Annotated in this window: 12 protein-coding genes; 6 read left to right on the top strand and 6 right to left on the bottom strand. The window is 60.0% G+C overall.

Features of this window, described 5'->3' with window-relative positions; all coding sequences use genetic code 11:
• Nucleotides 1–4 precede the first annotated feature (4 nt).
• The 6 genes from ACP7AP_RS12880 to ACP7AP_RS12855 all read right to left on the bottom strand — a co-directional run bounded on the left by ACP7AP_RS12880 (nt 5) and on the right by ACP7AP_RS12855 (nt 7,858).
• Entirely contained in the window at nt 5–1,153 is a 1,149-nt protein-coding gene (locus tag ACP7AP_RS12880; RefSeq protein ID WP_426034607.1) for an amidohydrolase, read from the bottom strand.
• A complete protein-coding gene (locus ACP7AP_RS12875) occupies nt 1,153–1,692 on the bottom strand; it encodes a sarcosine oxidase subunit gamma (RefSeq protein ID WP_426034606.1) in 540 nt (179 codons plus the stop codon). Before ACP7AP_RS12875 ends, ACP7AP_RS12880 begins: the two co-directional genes overlap by 1 nt.
• The gene (locus ACP7AP_RS12870) at nt 1,685–4,606 is read right to left on the bottom strand and encodes a sarcosine oxidase subunit alpha family protein (RefSeq protein ID WP_426034605.1); all 2,922 of its coding nucleotides are present in this window, start codon (nt 4,604–4,606) and stop codon (nt 1,685–1,687) included. The genes ACP7AP_RS12875 and ACP7AP_RS12870 overlap by 8 nt, the downstream gene beginning before the upstream one ends.
• A gap of 2 nt (nt 4,607–4,608) precedes the next feature.
• On the bottom strand, nt 4,609–4,875 hold the full coding sequence (locus ACP7AP_RS12865) for a sarcosine oxidase subunit delta (RefSeq protein WP_426034604.1): 267 nt from the start codon (nt 4,873–4,875) through the stop codon (nt 4,609–4,611).
• Nucleotides 4,876–4,887: 12 nt separating this feature from the next.
• Nucleotides 4,888–6,138 carry a sarcosine oxidase subunit beta family protein gene (locus tag ACP7AP_RS12860; protein WP_426034603.1) on the bottom strand — a complete coding sequence of 417 codons (1,251 nt, stop codon included), beginning with the start codon at nt 6,136–6,138 and terminating at the stop codon, nt 4,888–4,890.
• Nucleotides 6,139–6,424: 286 nt separating this feature from the next.
• Entirely contained in the window at nt 6,425–7,858 is a 1,434-nt protein-coding gene (locus ACP7AP_RS12855) for a Glu/Leu/Phe/Val family dehydrogenase (protein WP_426034602.1), read from the bottom strand.
• A gap of 372 nt (nt 7,859–8,230) precedes the next feature.
• On the opposite strand from ACP7AP_RS12855, the gene ACP7AP_RS12850 reads away from it, so the two are divergent.
• The 6 genes from ACP7AP_RS12850 to ACP7AP_RS12825 all read left to right on the top strand — a co-directional run bounded on the left by ACP7AP_RS12850 (nt 8,231) and on the right by ACP7AP_RS12825 (nt 14,623).
• Nucleotides 8,231–9,853, top strand: a complete 1,623-nt coding sequence (locus ACP7AP_RS12850) for a pilus assembly protein TadG-related protein (RefSeq protein WP_426034601.1) — start codon at nt 8,231–8,233, stop codon at nt 9,851–9,853.
• A 380-nt stretch (nt 9,854–10,233) separates the two neighbouring features.
• Nucleotides 10,234–11,907 carry a pilus assembly protein TadG-related protein gene (locus ACP7AP_RS12845; protein ID WP_426034600.1) on the top strand — a complete coding sequence of 558 codons (1,674 nt, stop codon included), beginning with the start codon at nt 10,234–10,236 and terminating at the stop codon, nt 11,905–11,907.
• The gene (locus ACP7AP_RS12840; protein ID WP_426034599.1) at nt 11,904–12,437 is read left to right on the top strand and encodes a TadE/TadG family type IV pilus assembly protein; all 534 of its coding nucleotides are present in this window, start codon (nt 11,904–11,906) and stop codon (nt 12,435–12,437) included. The genes ACP7AP_RS12845 and ACP7AP_RS12840 overlap by 4 nt, the downstream gene beginning before the upstream one ends.
• Nucleotides 12,438–12,447: 10 nt before the next feature.
• Nucleotides 12,448–13,008 carry a TadE/TadG family type IV pilus assembly protein gene (locus ACP7AP_RS12835; protein ID WP_426034598.1) on the top strand — a complete coding sequence of 187 codons (561 nt, stop codon included), beginning with the start codon at nt 12,448–12,450 and terminating at the stop codon, nt 13,006–13,008.
• A 135-nt stretch (nt 13,009–13,143) separates the two neighbouring features.
• Nucleotides 13,144–14,055, top strand: coding sequence for a pirin family protein (locus tag ACP7AP_RS12830; protein WP_426034597.1), 912 nt, complete (start codon nt 13,144–13,146; stop codon nt 14,053–14,055).
• Nucleotides 14,056–14,305: 250 nt separating this feature from the next.
• Nucleotides 14,306–14,623 carry a hypothetical protein gene (locus tag ACP7AP_RS12825; protein WP_426034596.1) on the top strand — a complete coding sequence of 106 codons (318 nt, stop codon included), beginning with the start codon at nt 14,306–14,308 and terminating at the stop codon, nt 14,621–14,623.
• Nucleotides 14,624–14,683: the final 60 nt, after the last annotated feature.

The following is a 14,683-nucleotide window of genomic DNA, read 5'->3' as shown; positions in this document are numbered from 1 at the left end:
CAGTTCACCCCAGCAGATCGCACATCACCCGATGGAAAATCTGCACCCCAAGCGGAATAAGCGCATCGGGGAAATCATAATCCGGGTTGTGCAGCGCCGGATGATCCTGACCCACGCCCAAGAACACCATCGCCGACCGCGTGCCCCCCTGCCCAAACCGCCCGAAATCTTCCGAAGCCCGCATCGGCAGATCGCCCTCATCATGGGGCATCCCCAATGCATCCAGCGCGCGCGCCAAATGCGCCACAGCTTGGCGGTCATTCACCGAGGCCGCGAAATCATCGTGATGGCTAAACCGCACACGAAGCCCCTGCGCCGCAGCCTCCGCCCGCGCCAAATCCATCGCCGCCCCGCGCAGCGCCGCCATCTGACCGTCCGCCATCGTGCGCAACGTCACCCACAATTCCGCCTCTCCGGGCGCAATCCCAAACGCCGCCTCACCCAGCCGCGCATGCGTGATGGTGACCAGTCGGTAATTCAGCCCGAGCGGTCCGACCTGCCCCAAAGCCGAAATCGCAGGGATCAGACGCGCCAAAGCCATCGCAGGCGAGACCCCGGTTTCCGGCAAAGACGCATGGGCGGTTTTACCTGTAAGGGTGATCTTCAACCCCTGCGAGGCGCAATTCACCGCCCCCGCCTTCAATGCCGAATGCCCAAACGGCAGCCCCGGCATATTGTGGATCGAAAACGCCCAATCTGGCCGCAAGGCTGCAAAACGCGGATCAGCCACCACCGCAGCCGCTCCCGAGCCATCTTCCTCGGCAGGCTGAAACATCAACACCACCCTGCCCCGCTTGGGCCTTTGACGCGCGATCAACCGCCCCAATCCCATCAGCAAAGTCATATGCCCGTCATGGCCGCACAGATGCCCCTTGCCGGGAACGGTCGAGCAATGCGCCGCATCCGACAATTCCGTGATCGGCAGCACATCCAATTCTGCGCGGAACAGCACAGTTGGGCCAGCCTCAGCACTGTTGAACACCGCAGCCACGCCATGCCCGCCCAAACCCGTCACCACCTGATCGGGTTGCAGCGCCGCTAAAGCCTGCACGATCCGCGCCGCCGTAGCGGCTTCCTCGCGGGAAACCTCGGGAAAACGGTGCAACTCCCGCCGAAACGCCGTCAGATCGAGCAAATCCAGCGCCGAAAGCATCACGCCGCCCGCGCTGCCAAGGTTTTCAGCGCCACCTCAATCTCGTGCCAAGCCGTCCGTGCCATCGAGCGGAACAGCATCAGCCGGAAGCCATCTTCCGCCAGCCGCAGCAAAACCATCGACATGTGATAAAGCGGTGTGCGCGCCGCAGCCCCCACCGGAAACGCGCTCAGCCGCAAATCCATCGGCACATAGCGCGCCAAAGCCTGCACTGCCAACGGCCCCTGCAACGACAGGCTGACCCAGCCGCCGGATTGATCCGTCACCGCCGCCAAACCGTTCAAATTCGGGCACTCCGCCCCGATCAGAAACGCCTGTTCACGCCCCGCCCATGCGATGATCGCCGACCCATTCACCGCAAAACTATTCACCGCAGGAAACCCAAAGCCCAAGCGCTTCAACGCATCCCCCACCGCCTCGCTTTGCCCCGGATAGGGCGCGATGGAGCAGACCACGCCATGATCCACCTCGGCCAGCACCGTCCCTGCCACCACCAGCTTCTTCCCCGCCAAAGCGGTCTTTGCGATCAACTCAGCCACGCAATTTCTCCCCATCCTTGTCGTGGAACACCGGATCACAAACCTCGGCCAGCACATCAATGCCGCGCAGACGGTCGATCACCCGCACCGTCTCGCCATGCCGCGCCCGACCGTTCACCAAGAACCCCAGTCCCAAATCGCGGTCAAACATCGGAGAATAGCCGACAGAGCTGATATGGCCTTGGCTGTTCACCCGGCTCAGATCGGCCCCCGGCACGAACAGATGCGCGCCCGAGGTGATCTTCTCTGCCGACAACGGCTTCAACCCCACCATCTGCGCCCGCTCCGGCCCAACCAGACCGGGCCGCATCGAAGCCAACTTGCCGATGCAATCCTTCTTCGCCGACACCATCTTCGCCGCACCAATATCGAACGCCGTCACCCGGCCATCAATCTCGGCATGGGTGATCAAGCCTTTCTCGATCCGCAACACGTTCAGCGCTTCCATGCCATACGGCCCGCCGCCCATGGTTTCGGCCCGTGCCACCAGATCGCGGAACAAAGCCTCGCCATAACGGGTCGGCACCGCAATCTCATAGCCTTCCTCACCCGAAAAGCTGATGCGGAACAGCCGCGCAGCTACGCCGCCCACCGAAACGGCCCCCGTCGCCATGAAGGGGAAATCGCCCAAAGGCTGATCGAGATAGCCATTCAGCAACACCCGCGCCATCGGCCCCGCCACCGCAAACTGCGCCCATGATTCCGTCACCGAGATAAACCGCACATCCCAATCCGCACATTCGCTTTGATGCACGAAATCCAGATGCCGCATCACCAACCCAGCGGCGGCGGTGGTGGTGGTCATCAGGTAGTGATGCTCCCCCAGCCGCGCCGTAGTACCATCGTCCAGCACATATCCATCCGCCCGCAGCATCAGGCCATATCGAACCCGGCCCACCGCCAAAGTGCTGAACATGCTGGTATAAACCAGATCGAGAAAGCGCCCGGCGTCCCTGCCCTGAATATCAATCTTGCCCAAGGTCGAGACATCGCAAACACCAACCGCGCCCCGCACATAGCCAATCTCACGGTCACAAGACTGCCGCCAGCCCACCTCGCCCGGCTTCGGGAAATAGCTGGGCCGATACCACAGCCCCGCCTCAATCATCGGCGCACCCCGGTCGCGGCTCGCCTGATCCGAGGTCAAAAACCGTTGCGGCGCAAAGCCTGCGCCACGCCCGCCTGCCCCCATCGCGGCAATAGACGTCGGGATGAACGGTGGGCGGAAGGTGGTCGTCCCCGTCTCGGGTATCCCCCGCCCCGTGGTATCCGCCAGCACCGCCAGCGCCCCGACATTCGAGTTTTTACCTTGATCCGGTGCCATGCCCTGCGTCGTGTAGCGCTTCATATGCTCGACAGAAGAATAGCCCTCCTGCGCCGCCAGCTTCACATCCTTTGTCGTCACATCATTGGCAAAATCGAGCCAAGCCCGCCCCTTGCCCGCCACTTGCCACAGGGGGGCGATCACATAAGGCATCCCCTCAGCCGTAGGCAAAGCCGCATCCGCCGCCGCCATATTCAGCCCGCGCAAGGCCACCTGCGCCGCCGCCTGACCCTCGCTCAGACAACCCAAAGTATCGAACACGCCGTTACAAGCCCCAGCCGCCGTCAGGTTCGGCACCGCATCCGCCAACGGCACAAAGGCCGCCAAAGACGCCTCCCACCGGGGCCGTCCGTTCAAATGGCAGGTGATATGCAACGTCGGATTCCAGCCGCCAGACACCGCCAGCAGATCGGTTTCCAATGCAAACTCGCCGCCAACATGAGTGCCCGAAATCGCGCGCAGAGCCATCCGCCCTTTGGTATCAGTAACTTGCGCGCCCAGATACACCGGGCAATCCTCCACAGCACTCGCATCCGTCCGGCTGTCCAAGATCGCCGCAACCGTCACACCCGCCGCCATCAACTGCCGCGCCACCGCCCGCGCGCCGTCATTGTTGGCGAACAAAGTCACGCGCTTGCCCGGCACCACGCCGAATTTATTCAGATAAGCCTGCACCGCAGAAGCCAGCATGATCCCCGGCCGATCATTCATCGGAAACGCGATGGACCGCTCCAGAGCGCCAGCCGCGAGAACCGTCCGCGCCGCCGTGATCCGCCAGAAACACTCACGCGGCAAATCCGGTCGCGGCCTCTTATGCAGCCCCACCCGCTCAACCGCCGAATACTGCCCGCCGTCATAGGCCCCCGTCACCGTGGTGCGCGGCATGATCCGCACATTCGGCAAGGCGCGCAATTCGGCCTCGACCTTAGCCACCCATTCCCCCGCAGGCTTGCCGTCCAGATGCGCATCATCGGCGAGCAAACGACCGCCCAAAAGCCGATCCTCCTCACACAAAATCACATCCGCGCCTGCCCGTGCCGCCTCCAACGCTGCCATCAAACCGCTAGGCCCAGCACCAATCACCAGCACATCGCAGAACGCAAACGCCTTCTCGTAATGCCCCTCGTCATGCTTGCCCGACAGAGAGCCAAGCCCCGCCGCCCGCCGGATAATCGGCTCGTAAATCGCCTCCCAAAAGGCGCGCGGCCACATGAAGGTCTTGTAGTAAAACCCCGCCGACAGGAACGGCGACACCATATCGTTCACCGCCATCACATCGAACCGCAAGCTGGGCCAACGGTTCTGGCTGCGGGCGTTCAACCCCTCAAAAATCTCTTGCATGGTCGCGCGCACATTGGGGGTCTGGTTCGACGCCCCGATCACCTCGATCATCGCATTGGGTTCTTCCGACCCCGCCGTCAAAACCCCACGCGGGCGGTGATATTTGAACGACCGCCCGACCAGCTTCACCCCATTGGCGAGCAAAGCCGAAGCCACCGTATCGCCCTTGAACCCCTGATAGGTCTTGCCATCAAACCGGAACGAAACCGGCTTTGAGCGGTCAATCAGCCCCTTACCTGCAATCCGCATGTTCAGGCCTCCTTCTGCTTGGCAACCAGTTCTGATCCCAGAACCTCATGGCTGATCGTGTTGCGCACGACCACCATCCAAGCCCCACACCCCGCCTCGTGATACCACAGATCCCGCGTCACCCCCGCCGGATTGTCGCGCAGGAACAGATGGTTATCCAAATCCTCCACCGTCCCCTGATCGGTGGGCCGCTTCAGATAATCTTCCGAGCCATAGTAATAAAACTCACGCCGATCCCGAGTGCCACAAAGGGGGCAAGGTATACGCATCTCTCTACTCCCTCAATGCAAGTTATGTTGGCTGCCGGTGGCTTCTTCGTCCATCACATGACCGGTGCGGAAACGGTCCAGCCGGAAACGCTTCGCCACCTCATGACTCTGCCCCGTAGCCATCAGATGCGCCATGCACCAGCCCGACGCCGGAGCCGCTTTGAAACCGCCGTAGTTCCAGCCCGCATCGACAAACAGCCCCTCGATATGGGTCTTGTCGATGATGGGCGATCCATCCGGCGTCATATCCATAATCCCGCCCCAAGACCGCAGCACCTTCGCGCGCCCGATCATCGGCATCAAAGTCATCGCGGCTTCCATCACATGCTCGACCATCGGCAGATTGCCCCTAGCTGCGTAAGAAGAATAGAAATCGAGATCGCCGCCGAACACCAATCCGCCCTTGTCGGACTGGCTGATATAGAAATGCCCCATCCCGAATGAGATCACAGAATCAATGATCGGTTTGAGCCCTTCGGTCACAAACGCTTGCAACACATGGCTTTCAATCGGCAACCGCATCCCCGCCATCGCCGCGACCTGACTGGAGCGCCCCGCCACCACCATGCCAACTTTCTTGGCCCGGATCGCCCCGCGCGTGGTCTGCACGCCCTGCACAACGCCATCCACAATATCAATCCCAGTGACTTCGCAGTTCTGGATCAGATCAACGCCCCGAGAATCCGCCCCGCGCGCATAGCCCCAAGCCACCGCATCATGCCGCGCGGTGCCACCCCGCTTGTGCATCAAACCGCCATAGATCGGGAACCGGGTCTGCACGAAATCCAAATAGGGCGCGAAATCCTTGACCTGATCCAAGCCCCACAACTCGGCATCATCGCCCTGATTGATCATCGCATTGCCACGCCGCGCGAGGGTATCGCGCTGCCCATCCGAATGCGCCAAAATCAACTGGCCGCGCTGCGAGTGCATGACGTTATAGTTCAGCTCGGCCTCAAGCCCTTCCCAAAGCTTCAGCGAATGCGAGTAGAACTCGGAATTCCCCGGCATGTAGTAATTCGCCCGCACAATCGTGGTATTGCGCCCAATGTTGCCACCACCGAGATACCCCTTCTCCAGCACCGCGATATTGGTCAGCCCGTGGTTCTTCGCCAGATAATACGCGGTCGCCAGCCCATGCCCGCCACCACCGATGATGATCGCATCATATTCGGCTTTCGGTGCCGGATTGCGCCAGGCAGGCCCCCAGCCCTTGTTGCCGAACAACCCTTCGGTGATCACCTTCAACCCGGAATAGCGCATGGGGTGGCTCCTTGCTTGGCCTCGCGGGCAAGTCAACCCGCTTTGCGTGGGTTATTCAACAGCCAAACCCGAATAACTGTGCCATCCGCGACAAATGGTGTCGCAAGCCAATCAAGCGCTCATCGGTCCTTGCGGCCCTCCTCGCTGCGTTTTGGTCACCCAGCCCGGCATTGCTCTTTGCAAAATACTCCCGCCGGAGGCTCAAGTGGCCGCCAAGGTAGCCTCCGGCGGGAGTATTTATACCAATGTGAAAGCGAAGACGCCTATCAGGGCGGATGAGCGCCGCCTACAGCCCCTTAGACTTATAGGTTGCCGCAATCCGTCCGATCGAGACGATATAGGCCGCCACCCGCAGATCGCCGACTTCGGGCCGCCCATGCCAAACCTCGCGCATCGCCTGATAAGCGGTGCGCATGGTGTCATCGAGGCCGGAGCGTACCAGTGCCAATTCATCCGAGCCTTGCAGAAACTTCTTCTTGAAATCCGGCGTCAACTGCCAGCCGAGATGCTGATCGTTCGACAGCCGCTCCAATTCTTCGACCAGAATCCGCGAACGGCCCTCCTCGGCCCGCCGCTGCATCCGGCCAAAGCGGATGTGGGACAGGTTCTTCACCCATTCAAAGTAAGACACCGTGACGCCGCCCGCATTGGCATACATATCGGGAATGATCACGCAACCCTTGGCACGCAACACCTCATCCGCGCCGTAAGTGATCGGGCCGTTGGCAGCCTCGACGATCAACGGCGCTTCAATCCGCGCCGCGTTGGACAGGTTGATCACCCCCTCCAGCGCCGCCGGGATCAGGATATCGCAGGCCATTTCCAAGACCTTAGCACCGTCAACGACATGCTGCGCCTTAGGATAGGCTGCAAGCAAGCCATCATTGCGGTTCATCCATTGCCGCACGTCTTCGACGTCGATGCCGTCTTCATTCACCAAAGCGCCATCACGCTCGATGATCGCGATCACCTTGGCACCGTCTTCTTCCGACAAGAACTTCGCCGCGTGATAGCCGACATTACCTAGGCCCTGCACCACGATACGCTTGCCATCCAGATCGCCCGACAGCCCCGCCATCGCCGCATCTTCCGGGTTACGGAAGAACTCGCGTAGCGCATATTGCACGCCGCGCCCGGTCGCCTCGACACGCCCCTGAATCCCGCCCGCATGCGGCGGTTTACCGGTAACACAGGCCTTGGCATTGATGTCGGTGGTGTTCATCCGCGCATATTGGTCGGCGATCCACGCCATCTCGCGCTCTCCCGTGCCCATATCTGGCGCGGGCACGTTCTGCGCCGGGTTGATCAGATCGCGCTTGATCAACTCATAGGCAAACCGCCGGGTGATCTGTTCAAGTTCATGCTCATCCCACGCGCGCGGGTCGATACAAAGCCCACCCTTGGAACCGCCAAACGGCGTCTCCACCAGCGCGCATTTATAGGTCATCAGCGCCGCCAATGCCTCAACCTCGTCCTGATTGACCCCCAGCGAATAGCGGATGCCACCCTTCACCGGTTCCATGTGCTCGGAATGGACCGAGCGATAGCCGACGAATGTCTCAATCTTGCCGCGCAACCGCACGCCAAACCGCACGGTGTAGGTCGAGTTACACACCCGGATTTTTTCCTGAAGACCGGGGCCAAGGTCCATCAGCGCGGTCGCCCGCCGAAACATCATATCTACGGATTCGCGAAAACTCGGCTCGCCTGCAACGCTCATGCTCATTCCTCCCAAAATGCCGTCTCTCAACCCGGCAGAGCGCATGTTACGCTCCCCCAACACCTACTGCCGTTTGCTTAATAAACCAGCAAACATTGTAAGCAGATTTGAGCCGCTTTTGACCAAAAGTGATTCGGAATTGTACAATTTGGGCGATAGTGTGACGATCCATACAACCTATGCGAAAGTAGATCGTCGCCGGTTTCGCCACAGTAAAACCCCTGCATGGCCAGTGTTTCCAGCCCCCGTACAATGCCCCCTGCTTGCCCATGTTGCCACAATTTCGCCACAACTTCTGGGCAGCAAAGTGGCGAAAGGATGTGCTTGCGGGGGCAGCATCCGATGTGGCTTGTAAAGGAACAGACCGTGGTTATGGCCCCCTCCCCCCGCGCTTTGATGCGCAATCTGGTTAATCGCAGCCAGCGGTTTCAGCGCGACGAAGACGGCTCGCTGATCATTTTCGCGCTGGTGTTGTTCTTGCTGATGGCGATGATCGGAGGCTTTGCGGTCGACATGATGCGCTACGAGCAGACGCGGACCGCCCTGCAAAACACGCTGGACCGCTGCACCCTGATGGCGGCCAGCCTTGATCAGCGGCTTGATCCGAAATCGGTGGTCACAGATTGCGTTGACAAGGCCGGTTTTGGGGCTGACCTGCAAGCTGTGCAGGTCGTGCAGTCGTTGAATTCGCGCAGCGTCGTCTCGAAGGGCCGCGTCGATACCAAACCGTTCTTCATGCACCTGATCGGCATCAACAAATTTGACGCGCTTGGCACATCCGGGGCCGAGCAAGCCATCACCAATGTCGAAATCGCGCTGGTGCTGGACGTCTCGGGTTCGATGAGCGGGGCGAAGATCGCCAACCTCAAGATCGCCGCTGCCGAGTTTGTCGACAACATGCTGGCCAACGACCCCAATCACCGCATTTCGATCTCCATCGTGCCCTACAATGCACAGGTGAACCTCGGTTCGGTGCTGCGGGCGAAATATCAGGCGGTCAACCTGCATGGTGTGGCTGATGTGAACTGCCTTGAGCTGCCATCATCCGTGTTCAGCGCTCCCGGCATCCCGCGCAATGTCGATTTGCCGATGATGGCCTATTCCGATCACTACTATGGCACCAGCCAGACCAATGCCGCTGTCTCGCCAACCTCCAGCTCTGCACTGCCAAACTATGCCGCCACCTTTTGCAACAAGACCACTGCGAACATCGTCCGTCTGCCCAGCCAGAACGCCTCCACCTTGAAATCCCAGATCAATGGCCTTGTCGCAGGCGGCAACACTTCGATCACTTTGGGGATGAAATGGGGCGTGGCGCTGCTCGATCCCACCGCGCGCGGCATGTATGATGAGCTGATCGGCGCGGGCCAGATGGGCGCGAACCTGTCCGGCCGCCCGTTCGATTACACCGACACCGAGTCGATGAAGGTCGTCGTGCTGATGACCGATGGCGAGCATGTCGCCCACAACCGCGTCACCAATACCTACAAGACCGGCCCATCGCCGATCTACAAAAGTGCCGCTGATGGTCAGTATTCGGTGTATCAGGCCGCACATGCCGGCAACAAATACTGGGTGCCGCATCTGGGCACATGGTTGGCCACCCCCTACAACGGCGGCGTACAGCAGAACTGGGAAACCGTCTGGAGCAATCTGAAGGTCAGCTATGTCGCCTGGCAATTCTACGCCCGCGCCTTGGGGAGCAGCAATTCCGCGCGCAGCACGATCTACACCACTCAGATGAACGACATGGTGCAGACCTATGCCTCGGTCAGCGGCATGGATGCCTCGTTGCAGCAAAGCTGCGGGCAGGCCAAACAGAACAACGTGCTGGTCTATGGCATCGCCTTTGAGGCCCCCAGCAACGGCCAAGCCCAGATCTTGCAGTGCGCCACCTCGGCTGCGCATTACTTCGACGCGCAGAACGGGGCAGAGATTCAGGCGGCGTTCCGCACCATCGCGTCGAACCTGACCCAGTTGAAACTGACGCAATAGCACACTCCCCCCGATCATAGCATCGGGGGGCAGCTTTCCTGCATCGGTCAAATCAATGCCTCAACTACATATGATGTCTGATTCGCACCGCCCGCCGCTTTACGATGCCCCGGCGCACAGCGTAAAAGCCAATTTGGCACATTCTATCTATGATTGTGCTCAATCTTCCTGTGATTGCACCATGCCGGGCAACAAAGCCGCCCATCAGCGCAGTTTGTCGCCAGAATCATGGATTTCGCCACAAGCTGCCCACAATCTGAAACACCAAAGCCATAGTTTTGCCCAAGCCCACGCGCTTTATGCCGTTTCAAGCTGTGTGTCTATGCCTCGTCGCCCGGTGCCCCGCACCGCAAGCCACGAGCCGAATTTGGGGTATGTCGATGTTCATCGCGAACGTTGGAAATCAGGGTTGTGGCCAGATCAAACCGCGCTGCGCGGTGTTGAAACGCTTTTGGGCGGCGCAAGACGGCTCGCTGACCATTCTGGCGCTTACCCTGTTTCTGCTGATGGTGATGATGGGGGGCCTCGCGGTTGACCTGATGCGCTATGAACAAACCCGCACCACGTTGCAAAACACCCTCGACCGCGCCACGCTGGCCTCGGCTGCGCTGACCCAAACGCTTAATCCCAAAAGCGTGGTGGCAGACTACTTCACCAAGGCCGGGATGGACAAATATCTTAAAAGCGTCACCGTTTCTGAAGGCATGAACTTCCGAAATGTCACCGCCGATGCCGCCGCAGCCACCGACCCCTATTTCCTGCATCTGATTGGCCAAACCAAGATGGACGCCCTGGGCCACTCGATGGCTGAACAACGCGTCACCAATGTCGAGATCATGCTGGTGCTTGACGTGTCGGGCTCGATGCTCAGCAACAGTCGCTTGGTCAACCTTAAGATCGCTGCCACTGAATTCGTCGATACCGTGCTGTCCAGCGATGCCGAGCATAAAATCTCGATCGGCATCGTGCCATTCAACGGTCAGGTCAACATCGGCCCCGATCTGCGTGCCAAGTACACTGGCCTCACCGATGATCCCGGCGCGGCCAACGTGCAATGCGTCGATATGCCCGCTTCGGTCTACAACGCCACAGCCCTGCCGACCAACACCGCGATGTCGATGACCGCCCACGCCGACACCTATTCCGGCACCAACCAGACCAACGCATGGGTGGCTTACACCGATACCAACTACGCCATTGGCTACAATGCCACCAGCAACAACGGCAACGTCTGGTGCCCGCCGATCGCTGCCAACATCATCCGTCTGCCCTCCGAGACAATCGCGACCCTGCAAAGCCAGATCAACGGCTTGGCTGCGGTGGGGGCGACCTCGATCAACGCCGGGCTGAAATGGGGTCTGGCGCTGATGGACCCGTCGGCGGCCACAATGTACACCCAGTTGATTGCCACCGGTAAAATGGCCGGCACTCTCAGCGGGCGTCCGTTCAGCTTTACCGATCCCGAGGCGATGAAGGTGATCGTGCTGATGACCGATGGCGAACATTTTGCCGAAGAACGGGTCAATTCGGCCTATAAATCCGGCTCGTCCGATATCTACAAAAGCAACAGCGACAGCAACTACTCAATCTATCATGCCAGCTTGCCCAGCAACAAATACTGGGTCCCGCACCTCAGCAAATTCCAAGCCGTGCCGTGGACCAACGCGACCAACAGTGGCACCGCCACCCAGCAGACCTGGCCGCAGGTTTGGAGTTCGATGCGGCTCAGCTATGTCGCTTGGCAGTTCTACGCCCGCGCCCTGGGCAGCACCACAGCGGCGCGCAACACCGAATATGCCAACCGGATGCTCGCCTTCCGCACCCAGACCGCGACCACCACGATGGACAGCCAGTTGCAACAAATCTGCGGGTTGGCCAAAGGTCAGGGCGTGATCGTCTATGGCATCGCGTTTGAGGCCCCGACATTGGGCCAGACCCAGATCCGCAACTGCTCGACCTCGGCCGCACATTACTTCAACGCCTCGGGTCTGCAAATCCGCACCGCCTTCCGCGCCATTGCCAGCAACATCAGCCAGTTGAGGTTGACGCAATGATCCGCTGGTTCAAACGCCTGACCTGCGCGTTCCGGCGCGAGGACGGCACCGCCGCGATGGAATTTGTCCTCGCGGTGCCACTGCTGCTCACCATCTTCATGGCCTCGTTTGAAAGCGGTCTGCTGATGATCCGCTCGATCATGCTGGAACAATCCGTCGATATGACGATGCGAGAACTGCGCTTGGGTCATTACACCCTGCCAGATGCGGCACTGCTGAAAAAAGAGATTTGCACGCGCACGGTGATCTTCAAGGATTGTCAGGCCAACATCACCATCGAGATGACCCGGATCAGCACCGCAAACTGGGCACTGCCCACCACGGGTGTCGCCTGCATCGACCGCTCCGAAGAAATCCAGCCCGTCACTGCGCTGCAAATCGGCCAGCAGAATGACCTCATGTTGATCCGGGTCTGCGTTGTGCAGGACGCGCTGTTTCCCACCACCGGTATCGGCCTTGGCCTGCCGAAAGACGGTCACGGCGGCTATGGCGTGATTTCGACTTCGGCCTTTGCGGTAGAACCGAGTTAAGGGGAACACCATGAAATCGCTTCGCAACATGTTCCGCCGTTTTGGCCGCGATGAAAGCGGCGTGCTGATGGCCGAGGCCATCATCGTGCTGCCCTTCATGCTTTGGTCCTACCTCGCGCTGTTCGTCTATTGGGACGCCTTCCGCTCGGTGAACACCGCGCAAAAGGCCGCCTATACCATCTCGGACATGATCTCGCGTGAGATGGTCACCCTGCCCGCCAACTACGTCACGGGGATGCGCGATCTGATGCGCTTCCTGATCGACAGCGATCAAACCGTGAAAATCCGCGTTACCGAGGTGACATGGTCGCAAGCCAACGCACGATTTGAGGTCGACTGGTCGCGCTCGCCCGATGGCGCGATGCTGCAACTGACCACCGCGACAATCGCCAACTACGCCTACCGCATCCCCAAGATGGCCGATGGCGACCGCGTGACCATCGTGGAAACCGAAGTCAGCTATCATCCCGCTTTCGACGTTGGCATGAATGATGAAGTGCTGAAGCAATTCGTGGTGACACGTCCGCGCTTCATCCCCAAGCTGTGCATGACGGGTGTAACCTGCTCCTGATCGCCGATCCCGATCACCCAAGCCCGATCAAATCAGCGTCCCGCGCAAATCTGCACATAAGACCTATACATTCACGCCTTGCTGCAAATACGCACCAGACCTACCTTAGGGACAACGCAATCAAAGGAGCCTTGCATGTCCCTCCGCCCCGTTCTCAGCCAATCCACCGCCCAGCCGCATATTGAAGGTGCAGGCGTGCATCTGCACCGCGCTTTCGGCTTTGGCGATCCAACCCAATTCGACCCCTTCCTGCTGTTCGATGATTTCCGTGGTGAGACCCCGCGTGACTACATGGCGGGTTTTCCGTGGCACCCGCATCGCGGCATTGAAACCATCACCTATGTCCTCGCGGGCGCAGTGGATCATGGCGACAGCCTCGGCAATCGCGGCACGCTGAAAGGCGGCGATGTGCAATGGATGACCGCTGGTTCCGGCATCCTGCATCAGGAAATGCCGAAAGGCAACGCATCGGGCCAGATGCACGGTTTCCAACTTTGGGCCAACCTGCCCAAAGCCCTCAAGATGACCCCACCGCGCTACCAGGATGTAAAATCCAACGAAATCCCGGAAATCATGGATGATGACGGCTCTATCGTGAAGGTGATCGTGGGGTCGTTCTGGGGCAAAACCGGCCCGGTCGATGGCATCGCCGCCGATCCGCAATACCTTGACGTTTACGTTCCACCAGAAAAGAAAAAGACTTTCAAAATCGACACCCGCCGCCACGCCTTCGCCTATATCTTTGAAGGTGCTGGAAAATTCGCCGACAGCTCTAACCCGCGCGGTGTACTGCTGGAAAAGGAATACAAAGGCGAGGAGCTTAATATCCGCGACCTCTCCGGCAACCGCACCCTGATCGAGTTCGGGAAGGGTGATGAAATCACCGTGCAAGCCGGCCCCAACGGCATCCGCTTTCTGCTGGTGTCAGGTGCGCCGATCCAGGAACCCGTGGCATGGCACGGCCCCATCGTAATGAACACCCAAGCCGAGCTGCAACAAGCCATGACCGAGTTGCGCAACGGCACCTTTATCAAACCCGCGCATTAGCGACGCGCGGCACCACAACCTATGTCGCCCCGGACGTGATCCGGGGCCTCTTTTCCGCATAGCCAGCAAAAGGCCCCGGATCAAGTCCGGGGCGGCTTGCAGCTTTTTGCACACCTGCCAACACCCAGGCCGCATCTTGCCACTGCGCCACATAGGCCGTCACACCACAACATGTTGTGGAATACCGCACCAAAATGCACCCAAACCACAAGTCATTCCCCGCTGGGAAGACGTTTCTGTGGTCAAAAGCATGGCATCGGATCAGGTCAATACCGCCATCGCCACAAAACCCGCGCGCAAAACCCGCGCATTGAACCTGCGCGCCGCGCACGTTATGCTGTCAAACATGATGCGCGCCCTTCTCCTGCTTCTCAGTGTTTCCGCCTGTGCCCAATTCCCCGAAGTGGATTCAGGTGCGCGAACCAATCTGCCCACGCCCGGCTTGCTGCCCACTGACCAACTGATCTCTGGCATCAATCAGACCACGCCCGCCGATCCGCTGGCAGGCCCGGTTGCCACCCTGAACGCCCGCGCCGCCGCTTTGCGCGCCGAAGCCGCGAGCCAATAACGCCCGCGTTGCGCCCCGGCCCGCCATCGGCTAACACCCGGCGCAAGCAATCTGAAACGG

The sequence above is a fragment of the Cypionkella sp. TWP1-2-1b2 genome, assembly GCF_049896245.1.
Classification (GTDB): domain Bacteria; phylum Pseudomonadota; class Alphaproteobacteria; order Rhodobacterales; family Rhodobacteraceae; genus Cypionkella.
This window is presented reverse-complemented; position numbering and strand designations above follow the sequence as displayed.